Raw genomic sequence first — 24491 nt, 5'->3', positions numbered from 1 at the left:
TGTTCACTTTCCAGCGCAAATATAATCATTCTTTCCAGTCAAGCGATTCCAGAAATTGATAGATATCCTCAAATAGTTGCTCTTTTTCTTTATCCATCGTAATGACATGACCTGATTTTTCATACCATTTGATATCTTTTTCATCTGCCTCAACATTCTTATAAATGTATTCAGCACTATCGGTATTAATCATTTCATCCTGTCTCGCCTGTACAACGAATGTTGGTGTGTATATCGTATCAATGTTTTTACTGACTTCCGTGATAAATTCACCCAGATCCTTAAACATATCCTGTGAATCATCAATGAGCTTGTTCACTTCCTGCTCAATCGTATCAGCATCTTTTCCTTCCAACTGCTTAAATTCTTTTGCCTTAAATCGATAACCTTTGGTAAGCTCTGTTTCATTGTCAAAAAACATCGGTGCACACATGGGGATAACCCCTTTTACCTGCTCGGAGTATGCAAGTTTCAATGACAATACACCTCCCAGTGACAATCCTGCGACAGCTATTTCCTGATAACCCAGTTCTTTTAAATGATTAAAGGCATTTTGCACATCCTCCCACCATTCATCAGCACTTGCTTTTACCAGTTCCTCCGGTTCTTTTCCATGCCCGCGGTAAATCGGCGCATGACTCGTATATCCTTTTTTCTCCAAAAAACGTCCCAGCATCCGGACATCTGCAGAATGGCCGGTAAAACCATGTAATAACAATACCGCACGGGGACCGGCTTCAAACGTAAACGGCTGTGGCAATTTTATTTTCATTATGTAGTTCATCTCCTTCTGTCATTCCAGCCTCATATAGTATACCTTACCCTATTATTTGGCATCTGAAAATAAATAAACCCTTATCACATTTTTTTGCGATAAGGGTTATCATTTATATTACATATGCACTTAAAAAAGCTAAAACGAAGAATAGTACGCCAGTAACGACGGTACCGCGGTGCAAAACCAAATCAGCGCCCCGAGCTTTTTGCTTACCGAATAACTGCTCGGCACCACCTGAAATTGCTCCGGATAACCCGGCACTTTTACCAGACTGTAATAAAATAAGTACAATCATAATAATTGCATCAATTACTAATAACACATTTACTAACCCTGCCATTTTTCAACAGCACCTCCTATTACGGACAAATACCTATAAGTACTTTAGCATAAATTCAGATTATATAGCAAGCTATTTTTGCTTAACTTTGGACGTTTCACTCTTTTCATTCTATCATAATTATAACAATAAATTAAGGAATGAGAGGATTACATGGAAAAAACGTTTTGGCTGCAAATGGCCGATGATACAGAAGTTTTTGTGAAAAAATGGTACAACCCATCAAAACAACCAAAAGCTATTGTACAGCTTGCACATGGCATGGTGGAACATATTGAACGGTATAAGGACTTTGCTGAATTTCTCGTTGAAAATGACTTCGTTGTTTATGGAAACGATCATCGCGGCCACGGGAAGACCGGTGAACAACAGGGATTAATGGGCTACCTGTCTGACAAGGACGGCTTCCAAAAGACAACCGATGACCTGGTGAAAATTACGGAGCAAATAAAACAGGACTATCGGAATACACCAATATTTTTGCTGGGCCACAGTATGGGATCTTTTCTGGCACGGGATTATATACGGGAATACAGCTCAACAATTGATGGTGTCATTTTATCCGGAACAGGATTTTATCCGAGACCCGTAACTATTCTTGCAAAGCGCATTGCATCCGGACTTCCTCCAAAGAAAGAGTCGAACTTGATGAATTCTCTCGTATTTCATTCGAATAACAAGCGTCTTAAAAATAAACAGACAGATTTCGATTGGCTTTCAAGCGATTCAAAAATCGTGCAAGGTTACATGGACGATCCGTTGTGTGGGCGAATTCCAACAGCACGGTTTTTCTACGATTTAATGGATGGCCTTACAACAATTCACAATAAAAACCTGAATAAAACAATCCGTTCCGACTTGCCAATGATGCTCATCAGCGGTACTGACGACCCTATCGGCGATTATGGAAAAGGTGTATGGAAAACTGCAAGTCTGTATCATGAAGCTGGACTTGAAAATGTTGTAACCATGTTATTTGAACAAGGAAGACATGAACTGCTGAATGAAAAGAACCGTGACGAAGTGTACCAGGCCATTCTGGATTGGATTATAGTCCACAATGCTTGAATTGATAGGAACAAAGAGTATAAAATGGAGTGTGGACATACGAATTTTTTAACTGAAGGGTTGGTTGAAGAAAACATGATTGAAGGTATAGCAGCATCAAATGGAGTAGCGATTGCCAAAGCATATCAGCTCACTTCTCCAGATTTGACATTTGAAAAGAAGCCAATCGATAATCCGAATAAAGAAATCGAGCGATTGGATAAAGCGCTTGAAATATCCAAACAGGAACTGGAAAAGATTAAAGCCCACACCAAAAAAGAAATTGGTGATGAGCATGCGGAAATTTTCTCGGCTCACTTGCTTGTGCTCGGTGACCCGGAGATGATAAATCCGATGAAAGAGAAAATCAATAACGATAATGTAATGGCTGAAGTGGCATTGGAAGAGACAGCCAACATGTTCATCGATATGTTTAAAAATATGGATAATGAATACATGCGCGAACGTGCCGCAGACATTCAGGATGTTACAAAACGTGTGCTGGCGCATTTACTTGGAGCAACATTTCCAGATCCCGCGTTGATTGATGAAGAAGTTATTGTCATCGCGAATGACCTGACACCATCTGATACTGCACAGCTTAACCGCCAATTTGTACAAGGCTTTGCAACAGATATCGGGGGACGGACATCGCACTCAGCGATTATGGCACGTTCTCTGGAAATCCCGGCTGTAGTCGGTACAAAAGAGATTACAAAGTCCGTTAAACAAGGTGAAATGGTTATTGTCGATGGAATCGAAGGAAATGTGATTGTGAATCCATCAGATGAGGATCTGAAGTTTTATCGGGAAAAACAGGAAACCTTTGCCAAACAAAAAGAAGAATGGGCCAAATTGAAGGACGAGCCTACAATAACTTCTGACGGCGAGCAAGTGGAATTGGCTGCAAATATCGGCACACCTGAAGATGTTGCTGGTGTGCTGGATAATGGCGGCGAAGGAATCGGACTTTACCGGACAGAGTTTTTATACATGGGTAAAAGCGAACTGCCGACAGAGGATGAACAGTACGACGCCTATAAATCCGTACTTGAACAGATGGAAGGCAAACCAGTCGTTGTCCGAACATTGGATATCGGCGGTGACAAGGAATTAAGTTATTTGGATTTACCAGATGAGTTAAACCCATTTCTTGGCTTTCGCGCAATCCGCTTCTGCCTGGAAAATGAAAATGTGTTCCGCACACAACTACGTGCTCTTTTACGGGCAAGCGTTCACGGTAATCTGAAAATCATGTTCCCGATGATTGCGACATTGGAAGAGTTCCGCCAGGCAAAAGCAATTCTTTTAGATGAAAAAGAAGATTTAAAACGGGAAGATGTGGAAGTTGCTGATAATATCGAAGTCGGCATCATGGTAGAAATTCCATCCACTGCTGTAACGGCGAAACAGTTTGCCAAAGAAGTGGACTTTTTCAGCATCGGAACAAACGATTTAATTCAATACACCATGGCAGCTGACCGGATGAATGAACGTGTATCATACCTGTACCAGCCATACCACCCGGCAATTTTGAACCTTGTAAACAATGTCATCGAGGCAGCACACGGTGAAGATAAATGGGTTGGAATGTGCGGCGAAATGGCCGGCGATTCCATAGCCATTCCTATTTTGCTCGGACTTGGCCTGGACGAATTCAGCATGAGTGCAACATCCATCCTTCCAGCCCGGACACAAATCCGCGGCTTGTCCAAGGAAAAGATGGCTTCCTATAAAGACAAGCTCTTATCAATGGGCACATCTGAGGAAGTTGTTGAGTTTGTTAAGGAGAAAACGGAATAAGGTTGATAAAACCCTTGCCTGATAATATCGGGCAAGGGTTTTTATTTGGGAAAAAGCTATTCTGTAGATGTTACGATCTATTCCGTAAATGTCGTTCTCTTTTCTGTAGATGCTGCGGACTGCTTATCCTTATAAGTTCACTTTTCTCCTGTTATTTTTGCTCTTCTCCTGTTAAATTCACTTTTCTCCTGTTATATTTACTCTTCTCCTGTTAAACGCGTTCATCTCCTGATATATTGACTCTGCCACACTATCACTTCTCAATAATCTCCAGCTTCTCCTCAATCGGTGTACGACCTTTATCCCGGGGAATCTTCTCCGGATAGCCAATTTGCAAAACAGCCGCAACCTTTATCCGCTCGCTGTCCAATCCGATGTCTTCCACAAATCCACTGTCATGCATGTACGGAGTGATTGTCCATAGCATGCCCACACCATATTCCCATGCAGCCAGCTGGGCATTTTGGATAAATGCGCTCACCGCAGCATATTCCTCTTCGTAACGGACAGCATCATTTTCTTTCTCAAAATAAATCACGGCATGATGTGGTATGGCCAAAAGGAATTCCCGCATTGATTTGGTCATTTTTATCGTTTTCGGATCATTATCTGCCTTCAGCATACCGATCCGTTGATAGCTTGCTATAATCGAATCTACAAGTCTCTTTTTCCCGGCACGCTGGTACAATTTAATATTCCACGGTTCCTTCATATAATGTGTTGGTGCATATGACCCGTACCTGAAAATTTCTTTCAAAATAGCTGTATCCACTTCCATGTCTTTTAAATTATGTATCGATCTGCGTTGTTTGATTGCATCCAATAGTTCGATGGGGATCACCTCATATGTCTATTACTCTATACCCTCATTATGCCATTCAACTAAACCGCTGCCCAGTCATTACCGACATAAAATCAATATAAAATTTTTTGTAATCCAATTCAAAAGCGATACGGTGCAGTTTCTTTTTTTCCGTTTCTTCATTTATTGCATAGGGCCGTATATCCGCAACACTCTGCCCCCTGGCGATTCCATTTTGTGCTTGAACGATTTGGACAGGTAATGTTCGATATCCTAACATGTCCTCATGAATGGTCGCCATTAGCGTTAACACATCATGTAATGGGCTTCCCTGTACACTGGGATCACGTTCTTTATAGAAATTATAATAATAATCAAGCAGGGTTTTAACTATATTTGTATCTTGGGCCCTGTCAATATAATCGACCATCTGTGGGGTGGCAATTGCCTGAGCCGTAACATTTAACGGGATAATTGTTACATTCTGTGCGTTTTTTAAAACAATATGGGCTGCAATGGGATCGCCATAAAAGTTCGCTTCCGATACTGCAGTTATATTGCCCGGCACCCAAAATGCCCCACCCATTATATAAAAATCTTTTATCTTGCTCATACGGTTTCGATATAAAATAAACATCGTGGCAAGCGAAGTCAGCCTTCCAATATTAACTATAATTAATTCACCCTGATATTGATCAATTATATCAATAATCTGAAAGAAATTTTCAATAATATCACCATTCTCAACTTGCGGTGGACTTATGGGACCCAATCCATATTCACCATGAATCTCAGGATAAAAAACCGGAGTCTCACCCGTCATGGGAATTTCTGCTCCGCCAATAACTTTTATTTCCTCGGTATTTGTTAAAATACTACGCACATAATGTACATTTGCCAATGCTTTAGCTCTGGAGACATTACCATAATCCGCCACGACACCAACTATATCAATTTCATCTTTAAAATAACCGTAGATTAGAGCAACTGTGTCATCAATACCGATATCACCAAAAACCAAAACCTTTTGCGCCAAAGCATATCCTCCTTTGGATAACAACCTTTATAAACCCTATTCCACAATGGTTTCGTCCTATGTGGAAAAACTTTTGTTGAAAGAATGCCACCTTTTCATAACTACAATCGATTATAATAGTGAAAAGGTGGCATCAATTTGAAAAAAATTATGGAATTTGTTTTATCGTTAAATCAAATCCAGCAGAAAAGCTTTCATATCTACAATCCGCGGGTATTCAGGCTTGGCGGTGGTCCCTGCAATCACCAAGGGGACCAGCGTTTCTTGTTTATGCAAGGAACCATGTGCTGCACCACCAATATGAAATGGTGTAGATTGTGCTTTGAATTCACAGCCTGGTTTCGCATTAACTACGATAAAACGACCTGGTTGCGAATGCAATGCTCCATAAACACGGGCTAACGCATCGGGGTAATCACCATAAGAAATATTCTTGTCACTTGTCACCATTAAATCCAAAAGTTCAGAATTTCCTTCAATGCTCCATGTTTGCTCGTACACGTCCGAATATTCGCCTTCCGGACTATAATGCAATGATCCTTCTCTCATACCTGATTCAACTTGAATTCCTTTTTCGGTCTTCCAGGCAATGATATCAATCCGGTTATCATCCTTCAGTTGTTCAGCAATAGTAGCAAGCGATAACTTGTTATCCAATGTGTAAACATAAGCCATACGCTGATTTACACTTAAAACAATCTGGTCTTTTTTGCGAATCCGACGCCCTATTCGTGCAATGCGGAGTTTTTTCAATATTTTACGGAGATCAATCACAAAATCACGATACCTGAACCCCATCGGAGCATGGCCATTATCTCCCATAACCATCCATACATTCCGGTTAAGCGCTTCCTCCCAGCTTGAGTACATATTTAATGTTTTTTGAATTTGGCGGTCAATTCGGGCAATCCCCTTTATATCCATCGGCCCTTTGAAGTGAATGCGAAAATCCAAATCCTGAAAAATGCAAAAAGTAAATCCAGGAAGTTTATTTCGGCGAATCAAATGACGAAGCTCCCGGGCTGTATATTTGTAATTTCCGGCAGCAATTTGTGTTGCAACACTCCGCTTACGCAGTTTTGAAAAAACACCCAGCGAAAAAATCGATGTAGCTTCTGCTGTCCACTGACCATCTTTGAAACGGGTTAGTCCACGGAAGAGCCGGGGAACCTGCAGCCTTTGTGGTGTGTTTCCGCGATAAACAAAGGAATTAATGGAGGCAGATGGTATATCTCTGTCTGCCAATTCTTCATAAATCGTCCTGACATTACTGCTTAAGTGTTCATTATTGAGCCGGTAAAGCATATTATGGACTGATTTTCTGAGTCCCGATTTATTTGTTTCCCGAAATCCCGTGCCATAGTTAATAATTTCATTCTTGGAATCATCAAACCAGTTTAAACCGGGAATTTTGTGCTTGTCAGCATAAGTACCGGTCAGGAGGCTGCTGTCAATCGTAACAGACATTGTAGGAAATGAACTGACCATATTCGAAATGTACCTGCCATTTTCCATCAAAAACTTCAAAGCAGGCGCGCGTCCGGTTTGAACAGCTGTTTCCAGCGGCTTAGGCATTAATGAATCGATATTCAATAAAATAACTGGTTTTCGTGATTGCACTATCTTCATCCTCACTATTTGTACTAGAATCACCAAATATCATTTATTTCTTATTACTGTCCAATTCCCATTCAGCTATTCTAGCGGAAATTGTGCTTATGAAGATAAGAAGAGTTAATATTTTCCCAGTCCTTTGAAAATAATGGCTATCACTAGACTTTGATGGTGAAAGCCTTAATTTCACTTATGCAGTGGGGCTGGGACAAAGTGTTTTGCAAAATAAAAATCCAAATCAACTGAAAAATAGTGTGTATAACAGCTCCGGAAATATACTTCGCTTATCCTGTGCATTGTTCGCATTTGTTTTACCCATTTCCGCTTTTTCCCAACCTTTAACTGCCAAATAGAAAAAGATGGCTCTCCTTTTTGGATCACCATCTTTCTATATGTTCAATTAATCTTGTTTAGAAAACTTCTATCAAATCGGAAAAATTCCATCTCTAATCACCAGATCATTTATTCAAGTTATAAAATGCATTCAATCCGGCGTACTCACCCATACCGGCCAGTTCGTCTTCAATGCGTAGTAACTGATTATATTTTGCAACACGATCTGTCCTTGATGGTGCACCAGTCTTAATTTGACCGGCATTTGCAGCAACAGCAATATCAGCAATTGTTGCGTCTTCGGTTTCTCCGGAGCGGTGTGAAATAACCGCAGTATATCCTGCACGTTTAGCCATTTCGATTGCTTCAAATGTTTCGGTCAATGTTCCGATCTGGTTCACTTTAACAAGAATGGAGTTGCCTACACCTTGCTCGATACCTTTGGAAAGCTTACTTGTGTTCGTAACAAATAAATCATCACCAACCAATTGGATACGGTCACCGATGCGGTCAGTCAGCAATTTGTGACCTTCCCAGTCGTTTTCATCAAGGCCATCCTCAATAGAAACAATCGGATATTTATTGACCAACTCTTCGTACCAGTCAACCATTTCAGATGAAGTACGAACGACGCCTTCACCTTTAAGGTTATATTTACCGTCCTCGTAAATTTCAGAAGAGGCAACGTCCATGGCCAACTTGACTTCTTCTCCCGGTTTGTATCCTGCAGTTTCAATTGCTTCAACAATTGTTTGCAGTGCTTCTTCGTTGGAATCAAGATTCGGAGCAAATCCGCCTTCATCACCAACACCGGTATTATAGCCTTTGGATTTCAATACTTTTTTCAGTGAATGAAAGATTTCCGCACCAGTTCTTAATGCTTCCTTGAAGGTCATCGCAGCAACAGGCATAATCATAAATTCCTGAATATCCACATTATTATCCGCATGCTCCCCGCCATTCAAAATGTTCATCATTGGGGTTGGGAGTGTTTTTGCATTAAATCCACCAAGATAGTTATATAGCGGAAGTTCCAAATAGCTTGATGCCGCATGTGCTACCGCCATTGATACACCAAGAATGGCATTCGCACCAAGTTTACCTTTGTTGTCTGTTCCATCGAGTTCAAGCATGATCTGGTCAATGATATTTTGACGTGTTACATCAACACCAAGCAATTCAGGACCAATTACATCATTCACATTCTCTACTGCTTTTTCAACACCTTTACCTAAGTAACGGTTATTGTCACCGTCACGAAGTTCCACAGCTTCATATTCACCGGTTGATGCGCCACTCGGAACCAATGCAGCACCAAATGCGCCTGATTCAGTAAAAACTTCCACCTCAACTGTCGGGTTACCGCGGGAATCCAGCACTTCACGTGCGTAAACGTCTGTAATGTATGGCATAACAATCGCTCCTCTTATTTTTTAATTAACGAATTACCTGTCATTTCTTTCGGCTTTTCAACATCCAATAAGTCAAGTAACGTCGGTGATAAATCAGCTAAAATACCGCCATCACGCAATTCCGCATCTTCTTTCGTTACAATTACCGGAACAGGATTAGTTGTGTGCGCCGTCATCGGGTCGCCTTCCAACGTAATCACCTCATCGGAATTTCCGTGATCCGCCGTAATAATCGCATTTCCGCCGAGCTCTAGAATTTTATCGACTACTTTTCCCAAACATTCATCAACTGCTTCAATCGCTTTAATCGTCGGTTCAAGCATACCTGAATGTCCAACCATATCAGGATTTGCGAAATTCAGGATAATTGCATTGTGCTGTTTGGAATCAAGTTCATCCAATAACGCATCCGTGACTTCATAAACACTCATTTCCGGCTTCAGGTCGTATGTCGCAACCTTTGGCGAATCGATCAGGACACGCTTTTCACCTGGAAATTCGTTCTCACGTCCACCGCTCATAAAAAAGGTTACGTGTGGGTACTTTTCCGTTTCGGCAATCCGTAATTGATTCATGTCATTCTGTGAAAGAACTTCGCCGACTGTGTTATCAAGATTAACCGGTTTATACGCAACATATCCGTCAACCGATTCACTAAAGTTCGTCAGCATTACAAAGTCGAGATCCTTAGGTGGATGCTCGCCTCGGTCAAAGTCACGGAAATCATCGTTTGCAAACGTCCGTGAAATTTGGATTGCCCGGTCCGGACGGAAGTTGTAAAAAATAATGGAATCCTCATCCGCAACTTTTCCAATCGGCTCACCATCTTCATCCGTAAGCACCGATGGAATAACAAACTCATCATAAATTCCGTTTTCATACGAATCATCAATGACATCGTACGGGCTTTGATAATCAGGCCCTTCACCATATACCATGGCATCATAAGCCTTTTTCACGCGTTCCCAGCGTTTGTCACGATCCATGGAATAATAGCGGCCGGAAATGGTAGCGATTTTACCGACGCCCAATTCGTTCATTTTATCTTCTGCCTGTTCAATGTAGGACTTGGCTGTTTGGGGTCCAACATCACGTCCATCCAAAAATGCATGGACATATACTTCTTCCAGATTGTTATCCTTGGCAAGTTTCAGAAGTGCAAACAGATGATTGATATGACTGTGAACGCCACCATCTGACAACAGGCCAAAAATGTGTAATGCCTTCCCTTTTTCTTTTGCATGCTCTATCGATTTTATAAATGCACCTTTTTCAAAAAAGTCACCTTCTTTAATCGATAAATTTACCCGGGTTAGGCTTTGATAAACAATCCGTCCTGCGCCAATATTAAGGTGGCCCACTTCCGAGTTGCCCATTTGGCCTTCCGGGAGACCAACTGCTTCGCCGCTTGCCTGCAGCTGACTGTGTGCGAATTTTTTCCAATACCGGTCAAAATTAGGTGTGTTTGCCTGTTTCACTGCATTTCCCATTTCTTCTCCCCGAATTGCAAAGCCATCCAGGATGATTAATGCAGCTAAATTATCATTACTCATTTCGTACCTGCCTCCACAAGTGTTAAAAAGGAATCAGCTTCAAGACTTGCACCGCCGACTAAGGCACCATCAATATCGGAAGTTGCGAGCAATTCGTCAACATTGGCAGGTTTCACACTGCCTCCATACTGAATAACAACTTTTTCAGCAATATCCTCAGAAGTCATATCTTTTATGACATTGCGGATATGGGTACATACTTCATTTGCATCTTCACTTGATGCAGTTTTGCCTGTGCCAATCGCCCAAATTGGTTCATAAGCTATAATTGTATCAGCAACTTGTTCGTCACTAAGACCCTCCAATCCTTTTCGGACCTGGTTTTCGATATGATCCATAGTATGATTGGCCTCACGCTGTTCCAATGTTTCACCTACACAAACAATCGGGGTCAGATCATGCTTGAAAGCTGCGTGTACCTTCTTGTTGACCGTTTCATCTGTTTCGGCAAAATAAGCACGGCGTTCAGAGTGACCTATAACGGCATGAGTAACACCGAGATCTTTCAGCATAACCGGGCTAACTTCTCCGGTGAATGCGCCGCTTTCTTCATAGTGCATCGTTTGTGCGCCGACTTTCAGCTTGCTCCCTTTTGTTTTCTCCACAAGGGATGGCAAAAAGGGAAATGGTGCACAGACAATTGCTTCCACATTGTCATCGTCAGGTACCTTTCCCACAACATCATCAACGAATTGATTTGCTTCTGCTAATGTTTTGTTCATTTTCCAGTTTCCTGCAATTACCTTTTTACGCATTCGTCTCACCTCTCTATTTATTATCCAGTGCCTGGACACCTGGAAGAACTTTGCCTTCCATAAATTCGAGTGAAGCTCCACCGCCGGTTGAAACATGGTCCATTTCTTCAGCAAAGCCAAATTTTTCAACGGCTGCAGCAGAATCACCGCCACCGATTACCGTATATCCTTCTGTGTTTGCCAGTGCTTCAGCTACTGCTCTTGTTCCACCAGCAAAAGCATTATATTCAAAAACACCCATCGGACCGTTCCAGATGATCAGTTTGGAATATGCCACAACCTTTTCATATGTTTCACGTGTTTTTGGTCCAATGTCCAGTGCTTCCCAATCTGCAGGGATTTCGGTAATATCCACGATTTTCGTATTTGCTGACTCAGAAAAATCATCCGCTACGACTGCATCTTCCGGCAGAATAAAGCGTACCCCTTTGTCCTCAGCTTTTTTCATGAAATCTTTTGCCAAGTCAATTTTATCTTCTTCAAGCAGTGATTTTCCAATCTCGTGACCTTGTGCTTTTACAAATGTATAGGCAAGCCCGCCGCCAACAATCAGGTTGTCTACTTTATCAAGCAAATTATCGATTACATTAATTTTGTCTTTCACCTTTGCTCCACCGATGATTGCTGTGAATGGACGGTCGGGATTTTCCAGTGCCTTGCCTAGTACATCAATTTCTTTTTCCATCAAAAATCCGGCAGCTGCAGGGAGTTTTTCGGCAACTCCTGTTGTTGACGCGTGTGCGCGGTGAGCAGCTCCGAACGCATCATTTACATACAAATCAGCCATTTCTGCAAAGTTCTGTGCCAGCTGTGGATCATTTTTCTCCTCGCCAGGCTCAAATCGTACATTCTCAATCAACAAAATATCACCATCACTGATCTGAGAAAGAGCTTCATGTACTTCTTTCCCGTAAACGGCATCTGTTTTAACAACATCTTTTCCGATCAAATCACTTAAACGCTCCGCAACGGGATCGAGGCGAAAATCCTCCACAACCTCGCCTTTTGGCCGGCCGAGATGACTTGCCAAAATAACAATGGCTCCATGTTCAGAAAGATATTCAATCGTTGGTATTGCCGCCTTTATGCGTGTGTCATCGGTGACTTCTCCGTTCTTCATCGGCACATTAAAGTCTACACGGCAAAACACTTTCTTGCCTTCTACATCAAGATCGTGCAATGTTTTTTTGTCCACGGATAAACCTCCCACATCTTCCTATGTATCGTATTATATTTTCCCAAAATCTGTATCTGATAACCATTATACTAGAAACAAAAATATAAAACACTGATTCCTCGTGTCCACCCTATTCCGTAAATAACCATAAAACAAGAAGGCCGTTTTAGTAAGTTTTGCTGCTTTTAACCTCGTAGTTGATATAAATTGCGAACTACTTTGAATAGAGTTGAGTGCTGCAACACCGCTGCGGAAATACACTTCGCTTTCCGTGGGCGGCTGATGAGCCTTCTTGCTCCTACGTCGCTGCGCAGTCTCATCTTGGCCTCTGCTCCCACAGGAGTCTCAGCGTATTTCCTCCGCTGTATTCTGCTCTTTTGACCTTGAATATAAACTATGAAAAAAAACAAACCAGCAGCTGAAATACGCGAGACTCCTGCGGGAAGAACAAGCTAGGCGAGACTCGGAAGTGAGGAACGAGCTGAGGAGGCTCGGCGCTTGCCCGCGAAAAGCGAGTATATTCCAGCTGCGGCGTTTTGAGAGCCTCATATACTGTTTCGCAGTCTATGGATTTTGTGTCAAAAACAACAATCTATACAAGATTAGGTTACAAGAAAAAGGAGGGGGATTGCTCCCTCCCCCTTTATATCACATAATTTTACAGTCCTTGTTTTTGAATATATACTGCCAAATCGACACAACGTGAAGAGTAACCCATTTCGTTGTCATACCATGAAATAACTTTCACCATGTTATCTTCCATCATCATAGTTGACAGGCTGTCAAAGATTGATGAATGGGTGTTTCCGACAATGTCAGAAGAAACAAGCGGGTCTTCTGTATATTCCATAATTCCTCTCAGTTCACCCTCTGCAGCTTCCTGAAATGCATTGTTCACTTCTTCTTCCGTAACATTCTTATCCAGCTCTGCCACGAGATCAATAATGGAACCGTCCGGAGTAGGAACACGGATTGCCATTCCGTTTAATTTGCCTTCCAGTTCAGGAAGTACTTTTCCTACCACTTTGGCTGCACCTGTTGATGTTGGGATGATATTTTGTGCTGCTGCACGTGCTCTGCGGTAGTCTTTATGCGGCAGATCAAGTATCTGCTGATCATTTGTATAGGAGTGAACAGTAGTCATTAATCCGCGCTTCAAACCGAACTTATCATGCAGTACTTTTGCAAGCGGTGCAATACCGTTTGTCGTACAGGAAGCATTGGAAACAATATCGTGTTTTGCCGGATCATAGTCCTGTTCGTTTACACCCATAACCATTGTCAAATCTTCCTGTTTAGCTGGTGCTGAAATAATTACTTTTTTCGCTCCAGCATCAATGTGTTTCTGTGCATCATCACGCTGTGTGAAGCGGCCGGTAGATTCAATAACAATTTCCACTCCAAGGTCGCCCCAGCCAAGGTTTGCCGGATCTTTTTCTGATAGCACCTTTATTTCTTTGCCGCCGACAACAATATTTGAACCATTTACGGTTACTTCCTCTTCCAGTTTGCCATGTACAGAGTCATACTTTAATAAATGTGCAAGCATGTTTGCATCGGTCAGATCGTTTACAGCAACAACTTCCACCTCATCATTTTTCAGTGCCTGACGGAATACATTACGTCCAATACGTCCAAAACCGTTAATACCCAATTTTACTGCCATGAATAATTCCTCCCATATTTTATAATTAATTTATATTGATTTTTATATTAAAGGGCTATCCCTTTAAAATCTCCTCAGCTGCTGCTTTATCGGTAATAAGCAGATCACTTTTACCCTGTCTGAAATACGATGCGATTGCCTGTGCTTTGGATTTTCCCCCGGCTACCGTAACAACGAGTTTTCTGGCAGACAAGTCATCCAGGTGGAGACCAATCGTTCTCACTTTATGGACCACTTTTCCGGATTCGTCAAAATAATAGCCGAAAGCCTCACTAACAGCTTTTTTGGTTCTTAGTTCGTTTATTACTTCGTCCGGTGTCTTCCTTCGCTTCGCCATTGCCATCGCATCCCCGATTCCATGCAGTACCACATCGGCATCCTTAATAATATGCAGGATTTCATTAACTGTAGGTTCATTAATCATTGTCTGATACGATGTTTCACTTAATGGGTCAGGCACATACAGCAATCGATACTCACCTTTAGCCTGCCTTGCCATTTTTGCGGCAATCGTGTTAGCCTGATTTTCTTCCTTTTCACCAATGCCGCCACGAGCAGGTACAAACAGGCACGCTTTGGCATTTTCAAAAGGCTTCATCGCCTCCGCAACCGCAGCAATCGTTGTTCCACCAGTAACAGCAATGGTCTGGATAGGTTCAATACGTTTCTGCAAAAAAACCGCACAAGCTTTTCCCATCTCTTGTTTTACCCAATTATCTGTATCACTATTACCGGGAACGATGATAACATCACCTATTTGTAATTTATCCTTTAGCTGTTTCTCTAAAACACTGCTGCCTGAAGCCTCATGCATGAAAACGGCTAATTGTTCTATTACCAATTTGCCCTCATTTGTAATATGCATTCCTTTTGATGTCACATCAATTAATCCCTGACGTTGAAGAAATTCAACTTCCCCCCTTACATTGCGTTCGGTCAGCTCTGAATTCACTGCCAGTCCGCGTCTGCCAATGGGTTGGAGAAGCTCTATATTCTTCAATACAGCGTAACGCTGCTGCATTACAGCTAATAAATCAGGGTATAATTTTTTTTGAACATCAAGCAGTTCCCGCATATAAAGCCTCCTTCTTGGACGGAATAAGTCCCGCATGGTTATATTACGTCCCACCACAGCCAAAAAAATATACAACTAATCTTTGTATTTATTATTATTTTATCATAGCTTTATTTTTATTCAATTATTTTGTTTGTTTTAATGCTTTTTCCAGCGAATCATAGTTTATTTCCTCACAATCAAGTGTTACATCACCCAGTTCAACGACCGGAATCATTAATTGATATTTTTCAAGCCATTCATCATTTGTATAAATATCCCGTTCTTCCATCTCGTAAGGGTAGTCATCTTTCAATAAATTCAGCAGTTCACGCGCATTATCACATAACTGGCAATTTTCTTTTGTATAAAAAACAATATGCCGCATTATCTTGTCCTCCTTTTGGTCGATGACGCTATGCCAAGCTGCTCACGATATTTCATGATCGTTCTTCGGGCAATTGCTATGTTGAACTCATCCTGCAAACGTATTTTTATTGCCTGATCTGACAATGGTTTTTGTTTATTTTCGTGATTAATTAACTCCAGCATTAACTGTTTAATAACAAATGATGCTGTCTCTTGCCCATCCGCCTGTTTTACCCCCGGCTGGAGAAAAAACTTCAATGGAATGACACCATGGCTGGTTTGGACATATTTATTGGCTATCGCCCTGCTGATGGTTGAAACATGCAAGCCCAGCTTTGCAGCGACCTCTCTAAGGGTTAATGGCTGCAGCATAAATGCCCCATGTTCAAAAAACATCTGTTGTTTCTCCACAATGCTCCGGATAACTTTCTCCAGTGTATTCGCCCGAAACGTAATTGCCTGTTTCAGCCAATCAACCTGTTTATATTTGTCTTTTAAAAAATCCGCAGCCTCTTTCTCGTCTGTTTCCAGGCTGGCATACGATTCATTAACTTCAATAACAGGCGTGTGCCATTTATAAAAAAAGATTTTCCACTTTCCATCTTCCTCATAAATGTTTGCTTCTGGGATGATATATTCCGGACTCTTTGGTGCCAAAAGCTGTCCCGGCTTTGGATGACAGGCCTTAATCTGGTCCAATATATCTTTCGCCTGGGCTGCAGTTATTTCATACTCCGCACTCATTGATGAAATATCTTCGTTGGCAACCCAGTCCAGATGAGCTTCCAGTAGTTCCTCCATAAATGGATAGGGCTCCTTCATCTGCAACTGGATACATTCCTTTAAGTTTCTTGCTCCAATCCCGGCAGGCTCAAGCGATTGAATAAATTGCAGTGCCTCTTCAACTTTTTTCATCGTTGTATTACATTGTTCAGCCCATAACTCTAAATCAATATCCAAATAACCATCTTCATTGAGCGAATCGATCCCGAATAAAACAACCGGTTTAAGATCATCCGGGATATCCAGAGTATACAATTGGCCTTTCAGCTGCTCGTACATGGATAATTTGGCCTGATTGATTTCACCGATGGCAGGCTGGTCTGCATTCGAGTTTTTATAGTTACTGATTTCGAAATCATAATTCACTTCTTCGATTAACGGATTTTCTCTGGAAATTTCCCGGATATACTCAATGAGTTCCACCCCGGTAAACTGAAGCAAATTAATCGATTGCAGCAGGGACTGGCTCATCTTCAGCTGTAATGTCTGTTCCTGGGTAAGCTTCTGTTTCACCAAAATCCCCTCCATTCTATTACTATTTTGCCATATTATTTGTGAAAAGGACAGAGTAACGATGGATTTGCTGTAGATGAGTGGATTTTCTCGGGATGGCAGGACTTGACTCTTTTAGATAGGCGAACAAATTGTGAACTTCAGCGGGAAAGTTGTGTACTTCAGCGAAATAAATGTGAATTTCGGCGAAAACCCTGTGAACTTCGGCGGATTTTGTGACAACTTCGGCGAAACCGCTTGTGAACACCACTAACTCAATCGAAATGAACGACTGCACCTGCGTAAAATAAGACGCCCTCAACGGACGCCTTATATTCCATAATTACTTTATTTTGACTTCCACTTTTTCTGTAATCCAAGAAGGATAAGAAAATAGTCCCACAGAGATAGGCGATGCAATATCGGTACCTTTCATATTGAATCCAATGTTCGTAACTCCGGAACTAGGACCTGAGGCTTCTGAAAAACCTGATCTTGATTCAATCTTATTTCCATTTGCATCATGGATTGCCCCAAATATAAAGGAATTAAACGGTTTTTTCGTGTGCAATTCCATTTTAACCGTATTGCCACTGACCCTTAATTTCCTAAGTTTATTCCCCTCAGGCTGTCTGAGAATCTTTCCCTTTTCCAAATCAATCAATAGCTCACTTTTGTCCTTATCAACGGCTTGTAACCTGCTTAATACCAGCGTCAGTTCTTCTGCCTTTCGGAAATAATTGCTCTGCAGGTAAACTATTTTTTCATTTTCCGAGATAGAGGTACCCGTGACACCATTTTTAATTTTGCTCCAAGTTTCGCCATTTTCATCAACCAGCCTTAAATCTTCAAATGCCAGTATTTTCTTCGTGTTGGACGGATCCATTTTCAAATGAACCGCTATTCTCGTTGGATAAACATTAGCCTGCTTAAACGTTATTTTTTGTCCTTGGATTGAGACCGTTTCGTTCATTTTATAAGTAACTTTATCCTGCAGCTGCTCATTAAGCTTAAACGGAATGCTGAACTCTCCGTTGACTGTATCACCTCGCACCATTAAGTCGATAGTGAACTCTCTTGAATCATACGGCTCTTCAAAAAAGTATTTTACCATCCCGGAATAACTTTTTTCCCCATTTTCCGAACCGTGCGGCACGCCATATTCCATTGTAGCAATTTCAAGTAACTCTCCTGATGCACTCTTCAATTCAACTTGCTCAATGCTTATTCGTTCCTGAGCTTCCTCTGTTTCCAGCGTATAAAACAATACAAGTCCGTTCGTGTCTGCAATCGCTCCATCAATCGTTACCTTTAAATCCTTTTGCTCTGCTGTAACCCCAATCTCCTGATAATAATCATTCTTAACCGCCGACATCATCCCTTTATCATCACGAATCAGTTCAACTATTTTTTCCATGCCGGGGATTGATGTAACGTATTGCGCAAATACCGGGGACACTCGAACGGAAGTAACAAATGCTATTAAAATAACAGCAACCAATGCGGCACTCGTAATCCATTTCTTTTTGCGTGGTTTTCGGATTTTAGTATCCTTGGCGCGTTGATAGCCTGCTGAAATGGCGTTATCCAGTTCATCCAGAGGGACAGATGCAGTATCAAATGTTTTTTTATAGTTCTTCAGATTTTCTTCTTCCTTTTCAAACATGATGATTTCCCTCCTTATCATCAAGCATATCCCGCAATGCTTTCAATGCTTTATTTAACCACGTCTTGACCGTACCTTCCGGGCATTTCATAGCAACAGCAATATCCTTAATTTTCAGGTCATGAAAATATTTCAATGTCAGAACTTCCCTAGACCGATCATCCAGGCCCATTATTGCATCCTCCAGTTCGATATTTTCCAGATTATCCGACACTCCCCGTCTTTGTATTGTCTCATCATCAAATACGAGGTGCTTTTTCTTACGTAACTGATCATTGCAGTAATTGATCATGATCCGGATAAGCCAGGTTTTGAAAAAGGAAGCGTTACGAACTGTATGGATTTTACGATACGCCCGAAAAGTAACTTCCTGGACCGCTTCCAGGGCTTCATTTTGATTTCGTAAATAGGAAAGTGCTGTTTTATATAAATCGATTTTATATATTTGCATTAGTTCCAAAAAAGCTTCATTACTGCCCTTGATGGCTTGCTGGACTAATTCTTTGTCCTCACTCAAGCTGCTGTCCCCCTATCCGTTCTTTTCTATGTATCTGTATATTAGACTATTGAAGCCGAAAAAAGTTTTATCAAATTTAATTGTAAACGAATTAAGTGAATTTCGTGATATATGTCACATCCCATTATAGAACCGGGGTATATAATGAAGTCAAATAACAGAGAGCGGGTGATCGTCATGCCATGGGAAATCAGACAAATCATACTGGGTATACACATTTTTCTGGCGATTAGTTGGGTTGGAGGGGTATTTTTTATCGGATGGGGTGTTTTCCCTTCCGTCCGTAAATTGGCGTTTGCTCAGCAAAGGCAATTTTTTTTGGCACTTATGAGCTGGTCACATGGAATATTAACCACAGCCGGAGCCGGCGTCATACTAACGGGAATTATCCTCGGGACGGTTGCCGGGCCAATAGACCAATGGAATGATATTTGGCACACCCGATACGGTATGATTTGGTTCACCGCTTTAATTATTGCACTGTTCACGTTGTTATGGGGTGTTTTTGTCGGGTACAGACAATCTATCAAAGTGTTCTCGAATGTCACACTCTGGGAAAGTGCAGATTCCGGTAACGCAAAGCCTTTGAAAAAAGCACTTACAACTACCGTACTATTGGAATCCGTCGAAGTCAGCGGATTTGTCGCTTTAATTATTTGCATGGTTTTACTATAGAGGAGGCTGACAGATATGTTAAATTCTGCAGTTAATTATCATAAAGAGAAATATTATTATCGTGCTTCATGGCTGCAATTGTTTCGGCCATTGACACTTACTGGAACAATAAGCCCGATATTGGTTGGAACGGGGATAGCCGCATTAACGAGTTCTGTCCGGTTTGATGTGTTAATTGCCCTTCTGATTGCTACCTTGTTCATACAGATCGCCACAAACATGTTTAACGATTATTATGATTTCCGGAATGGCCAGGATGAGGAAAAATGGACGGATGATCCTTCTAAAGCACTTGGACCCTCCCATTCTATCATTCCGTACGTTGCATGTTTCATGCTTGCTGCAGCAATGTCAATTGGTATTTGGATCGCTTTTCAGAGCAATTTCTGGATTATCCCTGTTGGTATTTTCGGTATTATTTTTGGATATCTCTACTCCGCCGGTCCTCGTCCATTATGTTCGATTGGACTCGGTGAAACTGTCGCATTTGTCTTTCTGGGCCTTGTAACGACTATACTCGGCTACGTTGTTCAGGGAAACGCAATCGATTTTCAAATAATTGCAGTCGCATTTCCATTTGCCCTGCTTATCGCTTCCATGATTCTGACAAATAACATCCGGGATATAAAAAAAGACCATACATTCCGAAATACATTGGCGACAATACTCGGGCACAGAAGAGCAGTAATCCTGCTAACCAGTCTGTTTACATTAGCTTATCTGACAGTAATTTCATTGACACTGACAAGGATCACACCATATTCATCCCTGATTATTCTGCTTGCGCTTCCCTGGGCAATTAAATTGCGCTGGTCATTCCGTCAAAATGCCAAACGTGCAGAAGAAATTAAGGGCATGAAATGGGCGGCCCTGCATCACTGGGTGTTCGGTTTATTGTTTGCAGCCGGAATCTGGATTGGGGTTTTTTAAACTATAAAAGTTACCTATTGTTCGACTATTAGGTGTATCGATGAAATCCTGGAGCGAAAATTCCTATAGGACATATCTCTCAAATTGTCCATCACCTTTTAAATTAATGCATGTTTACCATCTACCTTTTCATATAGGTGTACTATAGCAATCTATCGAATTTGAGGTGATGGTAAATATGCATTTTTTGCCCCCATAATATAAAAGCTTCCTGACCAATTGCTAACTCTTGGAACAAAGCGCAAAAATAGGAGGCTAAGCATGAGCAATATAATTTTAATTGAATTTGTGCTTTATTTTATCGCTATTATTGGCATTGGCTTTTATACCAGTCGGACAAAAATGGATCATTCCGTATTCCTGCTTGGCGGAAAGAAACTTCCTGGTTGGGCACTGGCCTTTTCCGAACGTGCCACCGGTGAATCAGCATGGCTGCTTCTCGGTTTTACCGGGTTTGTGTTCACTACAGGCCTTGCCGGAATCTGGGTTGCAATCGGGATAGCACTGGGAATTATATTCTCATGGTTATTTCTTGCAAAAAAATTCATGCAGGAGACGGATAAACATAAAGTGTTAACACTGCCGGATTATTTGGCGGTCAATTTTAAAGAAAAGGCAAATATAATCCGCTGGGTTGCAAGCATTTTGGTTGCGGGCTTCTTCATGTTTTATGTTGGAGCACAATTGGCCGGTGCCGGAAAATTATTTTTCACTTCCTTTCAAATGAATGAAACGCTTGGAATCGTACTGGCAACCATTGTCGTTTTGGGTATTGCCTTTTTCGGCGGGTTCATTTCCGTTGTCTGGACCGACATGATTCAAAGTATCATGATGTTAATCACCTTATGTATACTGCCGATTATTGCTCTAATCTATATCGGAACAAATGATTTATCCATCAGTCAGTCACTTATGTCTGCAGGTGATTCATTTAACTCATGGTTTGGCGGAACAACCGGATTTGCAATCGGGGTGTTGTTTTTTAATAACTTCTCCTGGTTTTTTGGCTATTTAGGTGGACAGCCACAACTGAGTGCACGGTTCATGGCACTAAAAAATGAAAAGGAAGCAAAACAAGCCAGAAACGTTGCCATTGTATGGACTATTTTGGCCTATACTGGTGCATTCGTGATCGGTCTTGCGGCTATCGCCATGTATAGTCAGGGATCATTTACAGATGTGGAAACCATATTGCCACATATGATTCTCGACCTGATGCCACCATGGATTGCCGGTCTCCTGCTTGCCGGGATTCTGGCAGCGATCATCACAACAGCCAACTCACAGCTGATGGTTGTCACAAGCTCGGTAAGTGAGGACATTATTCACAAGGCGCTCGGGATGAAGTTAACCGACAATCAGCTTTTAAATGTATCCAGAATAACCATTCTCCTATCCGGAATTATCGGAATGATTATTGCATTAACGTCTGAATCATTAGTATACCTTATTGTCAGCTGGGCCTGGGCAGGTGTCGGATGTACCTTGTCACCGGCCATCCTGATGACATTTTTCTGGAAACGATACTCAGGTACCGGTGTGGTCGCGACCATTATTTCCGGTTTTGTTTTCACAGTATTATGGATCAGTACACCACTCGACAGCATAATTACATCCAGATTCTCAACCTTCTTCATCGCAGCATTCTTTGGTATCGTATTCAGCCTGCTGTTCCCTGATAAAAAAAGCCAGGACAAAATGGCCTAATATTAAAAAGTGTGCCAATCCTTTTCAGGCGAGGCACACTTTTTCTTAATGTCTCAATTTTTCACCCCTCAATGCTTTATGAAAGGAATAAACCATTATCACCATAATAATTGAGAAAGGAAACGCTGCGGAAATCAGTGCATTTTGCAAAGCCTGCAACCCACCGGTATATAAGAGCACAGCTGCTATAGTTGATTGGGCAATTCCCCAGACAAACTTTACCGTAGTCGGTGGAGATAACGAACCATTTGTCGTTTGCATTCCCAAAACAAAAGTTGCTGAATCCGCAGATGTGATAAAGAAAGTACCGATTAGCATTAAGCCCACTATGGATAAGACGACACTCAATGGAATTTGGTCAAACATTCCGAACAGTGCTTGTTCATCAGGCAACCCTGCAATGTCTGCACCATCTTGTTGTGCCTTAACACCTGTCATTCCAAATGTGGAAAACCATAAGAAGCTAACCACAGATGGTACGATGAGTACGCCTGATACGAATTCCCGGATGGTTCGTCCTTTTGATACTCGGGCGATGAATATCCCGACAAACGGCGCCCAGGCAATCCACCACGCCCAAAAGAATACAGTCCAGTCCAGAACCCATTGTCGTTCCTGTTCGTCATTCGGTGACAGCCTGAAACTCTCAGTTGGAAGCTTTTGGATATATGCTCCAATTGTATCTGTAAATGAATTGAAGATATACAAAGTTGGCCCGAGAATTAATGTAGCAATAAATAAGGTTCCAGCCAGTCCCATATTAGCATTACTTAAGTATTTAATACCTTTACTGAGACCTGTATAGGTTGAAAGCATAAATAATACCGTTACAACGAGGATGATAACAAGCTGGACCCAAAAAGAACTCTCGATATCAAGAAGGTAAGATAAACCTCCATTAATCTGTGTTGCACCAAAACCAAGGGTAGTAGCTACACCAACAATAGTCGCAAATACAGCAATGACATCGACTGCCTTTCCCCAGGCGCCCTCCATCTTTTTTCCAAAAACAGGTTCGAGCGTAGCACTGATTAACCCGGGCTTGTCGTGACGAAAAATAAAATAAGCGAGAACTAACGCGATAACAGCATATATTGCCCACGCATGAATTCCATAATGAAAGAAGGTAACGCGCAACGAGTCCACAAGTGCCTCTCTCGTGCCCGGTTCAGCTGTTGGAGGGGTTTTTATATAATGGGAGACAGGTGAAGCCACACCATAAAATACTAACCCAATCCCCATACCTGCACTAAAAAGCATGGCAAACCAGGTAGGATAGCTGAATTCAGGTTTCTCTCCCTGCTTACCAAGTCTGATTTTTCCATAGGGACTAATAATCAAATATAAACAAAAAACAACAAATAAAGAAACGATTAATAAATAATACCAGCCAAAGTTTACAGATATAAAATTCATAATAGAATTTGACCTGTTTTCAAAACCCTTAGGTGCCACAGCTCCCCAAACAGACAATGCAATTGTAATGGCCAGTGTGATCCAAAAAACCGAAGTTACTTTTTTCATTGTGTTCACCTTCCCTTGTTTCCCTCAGCTACATGATATTAGTATTTCTGAAATTATTTGTTCTATTCGGAAAGGGGAACTGGTTAACAAATTATTTTGTTAGGCTCTGTTAATAAATATTGTTACTCTTTAACATCGTATTTGATATATAATGCGCAGTAACTTTTTTAAAAATATGGAGTGCTATATCACCGCTGCGGAAATACACTTCGCTTTCCGTGGGCGGCTGATGAGCCTCCTTGCTCCTTCGTCGCTGCGGAGTCTCATCTAGGCCTCTGCTCCCACAGGAGTCTCCGTGTATTTCCTCCGCTAGGTTCTACGTCTATGAACTATTGGTTGGAGTAGGAAACGGGATAAAACACACAGGATAACACTTCACTAGTCCGGGTGAGCGGAGGGCGGTGACTCCTGCGGGAACAGCACGAGTCCGAAGACCCCGCAGAGCGGTTTTCTCGAGG

Annotated in this window: 21 protein-coding genes; 5 read left to right on the top strand and 16 right to left on the bottom strand. The window is 41.6% G+C overall.

What is annotated here, in order from left to right; all coding sequences use genetic code 11:
• Positions 1 to 25: 25 nt before the first annotated feature.
• Positions 26 to 772, bottom strand: coding sequence for an alpha/beta hydrolase (locus tag G6R02_RS05090; protein ID WP_164668164.1), 747 nt, complete (start codon positions 770 to 772; stop codon positions 26 to 28).
• Positions 773 to 887: 115 nt separating this feature from the next.
• Positions 888 to 1118: a preprotein translocase subunit SecG gene (secG, locus tag G6R02_RS05085; protein WP_164668163.1), complete on the bottom strand. Its 231-nt coding sequence runs from the start codon at positions 1116 to 1118 to the stop codon at positions 888 to 890.
• A 153-nt stretch (positions 1119 to 1271) separates the two neighbouring features.
• Between secG and G6R02_RS05080 the strand changes: the two genes are divergently transcribed.
• Positions 1272 to 2186: an alpha/beta hydrolase gene (locus G6R02_RS05080; protein ID WP_164668162.1), complete on the top strand. Its 915-nt coding sequence runs from the start codon at positions 1272 to 1274 to the stop codon at positions 2184 to 2186.
• Positions 2187 to 2210: 24 nt separating this feature from the next.
• Entirely contained in the window at positions 2211 to 3968 is a 1758-nt protein-coding gene (gene ptsP / locus G6R02_RS05075) for a phosphoenolpyruvate--protein phosphotransferase (RefSeq protein ID WP_246202518.1), read from the top strand.
• 253 nt (positions 3969 to 4221) lie between these two features.
• Here ptsP and G6R02_RS05070 read toward each other — a convergent pair whose 3' ends face one another.
• The 13 genes from G6R02_RS05070 to G6R02_RS05010 form a co-directional block, all read right to left on the bottom strand.
• Complete coding sequence (locus G6R02_RS05070; protein ID WP_246202517.1) at positions 4222 to 4791, bottom strand: nitroreductase family protein; 570 nt, start codon at positions 4789 to 4791, stop codon at positions 4222 to 4224.
• Positions 4792 to 4846: 55 nt separating this feature from the next.
• A complete protein-coding gene (locus G6R02_RS05065) occupies positions 4847 to 5806 on the bottom strand; it encodes a nucleoside hydrolase (protein WP_164668161.1) in 960 nt (319 codons plus the stop codon).
• A 168-nt stretch (positions 5807 to 5974) separates the two neighbouring features.
• On the bottom strand, positions 5975 to 7435 hold the full coding sequence (locus G6R02_RS05060; protein ID WP_164668160.1) for an alkaline phosphatase family protein: 1461 nt from the start codon (positions 7433 to 7435) through the stop codon (positions 5975 to 5977).
• Positions 7436 to 7878: 443 nt separating this feature from the next.
• The gene (gene eno / locus G6R02_RS05055; protein ID WP_164668159.1) at positions 7879 to 9165 is read right to left on the bottom strand and encodes a phosphopyruvate hydratase; all 1287 of its coding nucleotides are present in this window, start codon (positions 9163 to 9165) and stop codon (positions 7879 to 7881) included.
• 14 nt (positions 9166 to 9179) lie between these two features.
• On the bottom strand, positions 9180 to 10718 hold the full coding sequence (gpmI, locus tag G6R02_RS05050; protein WP_164668158.1) for a 2,3-bisphosphoglycerate-independent phosphoglycerate mutase: 1539 nt from the start codon (positions 10716 to 10718) through the stop codon (positions 9180 to 9182).
• Positions 10715 to 11473, bottom strand: coding sequence for a triose-phosphate isomerase (gene tpiA / locus G6R02_RS05045; protein WP_164668157.1), 759 nt, complete (start codon positions 11471 to 11473; stop codon positions 10715 to 10717). Before tpiA ends, gpmI begins: the two co-directional genes overlap by 4 nt.
• A 13-nt stretch (positions 11474 to 11486) precedes the next feature.
• Positions 11487 to 12668, bottom strand: coding sequence for a phosphoglycerate kinase (locus tag G6R02_RS05040; protein WP_164668156.1), 1182 nt, complete (start codon positions 12666 to 12668; stop codon positions 11487 to 11489).
• A 640-nt stretch (positions 12669 to 13308) separates the two neighbouring features.
• Positions 13309 to 14316, bottom strand: a complete 1008-nt coding sequence (gap, locus tag G6R02_RS05035; RefSeq protein WP_164668155.1) for a type I glyceraldehyde-3-phosphate dehydrogenase — start codon at positions 14314 to 14316, stop codon at positions 13309 to 13311.
• A 55-nt stretch (positions 14317 to 14371) separates the two neighbouring features.
• Positions 14372 to 15391 carry a sugar-binding transcriptional regulator gene (locus G6R02_RS05030; protein WP_164668154.1) on the bottom strand — a complete coding sequence of 340 codons (1020 nt, stop codon included), beginning with the start codon at positions 15389 to 15391 and terminating at the stop codon, positions 14372 to 14374.
• 124 nt (positions 15392 to 15515) lie between these two features.
• Positions 15516 to 15758: a glutaredoxin family protein gene (locus G6R02_RS05025; RefSeq protein WP_164668153.1), complete on the bottom strand. Its 243-nt coding sequence runs from the start codon at positions 15756 to 15758 to the stop codon at positions 15516 to 15518.
• Positions 15758 to 17035 carry an RNA polymerase factor sigma-54 gene (gene rpoN / locus G6R02_RS05020; RefSeq protein ID WP_164668152.1) on the bottom strand — a complete coding sequence of 426 codons (1278 nt, stop codon included), beginning with the start codon at positions 17033 to 17035 and terminating at the stop codon, positions 15758 to 15760. The genes G6R02_RS05025 and rpoN overlap by 1 nt, the downstream gene beginning before the upstream one ends.
• A 322-nt stretch (positions 17036 to 17357) precedes the next feature.
• Complete coding sequence (locus G6R02_RS05015) at positions 17358 to 18680, bottom strand: DUF4179 domain-containing protein (protein WP_164668151.1); 1323 nt, start codon at positions 18678 to 18680, stop codon at positions 17358 to 17360.
• Positions 18673 to 19197 (bottom strand): sigma-70 family RNA polymerase sigma factor, encoded by a 525-nt coding sequence (locus G6R02_RS05010; protein WP_246202516.1) that lies wholly within the window; start codon positions 19195 to 19197, stop codon positions 18673 to 18675. Before G6R02_RS05010 ends, G6R02_RS05015 begins: the two co-directional genes overlap by 8 nt.
• A 144-nt stretch (positions 19198 to 19341) precedes the next feature.
• On the opposite strand from G6R02_RS05010, the gene G6R02_RS05005 reads away from it, so the two are divergent.
• The 3 genes from G6R02_RS05005 (at position 19342) to G6R02_RS04995 (ending at position 22509) form a co-directional block, all read left to right on the top strand.
• On the top strand, positions 19342 to 19872 hold the full coding sequence (locus G6R02_RS05005; RefSeq protein ID WP_246202515.1) for a hypothetical protein: 531 nt from the start codon (positions 19342 to 19344) through the stop codon (positions 19870 to 19872).
• Between the two features lie 15 nt (positions 19873 to 19887).
• Positions 19888 to 20802, top strand: a complete 915-nt coding sequence (menA, locus tag G6R02_RS05000; protein WP_164668150.1) for a 1,4-dihydroxy-2-naphthoate octaprenyltransferase — start codon at positions 19888 to 19890, stop codon at positions 20800 to 20802.
• Between the two features lie 261 nt (positions 20803 to 21063).
• On the top strand, positions 21064 to 22509 hold the full coding sequence (locus G6R02_RS04995) for a sodium/proline symporter (RefSeq protein WP_164668149.1): 1446 nt from the start codon (positions 21064 to 21066) through the stop codon (positions 22507 to 22509).
• A gap of 45 nt (positions 22510 to 22554) precedes the next feature.
• Here the strand turns inward: G6R02_RS04995 and G6R02_RS04990 are convergent, their stop codons facing one another.
• Positions 22555 to 24033: a glycine betaine uptake BCCT transporter gene (locus G6R02_RS04990; RefSeq protein WP_164668148.1), complete on the bottom strand. Its 1479-nt coding sequence runs from the start codon at positions 24031 to 24033 to the stop codon at positions 22555 to 22557.
• Positions 24034 to 24491 lie beyond the last annotated feature (458 nt).

It is taken from the genome of Virgibacillus doumboii (genome assembly GCF_902806455.1).
GTDB lineage: Bacteria > Bacillota > Bacilli > Bacillales > Amphibacillaceae > Lentibacillus > Lentibacillus doumboii.
The sequence above is the reverse complement of the archived record's forward strand: the minus strand, read 5'-3'. Positions and strand labels throughout refer to the sequence as shown.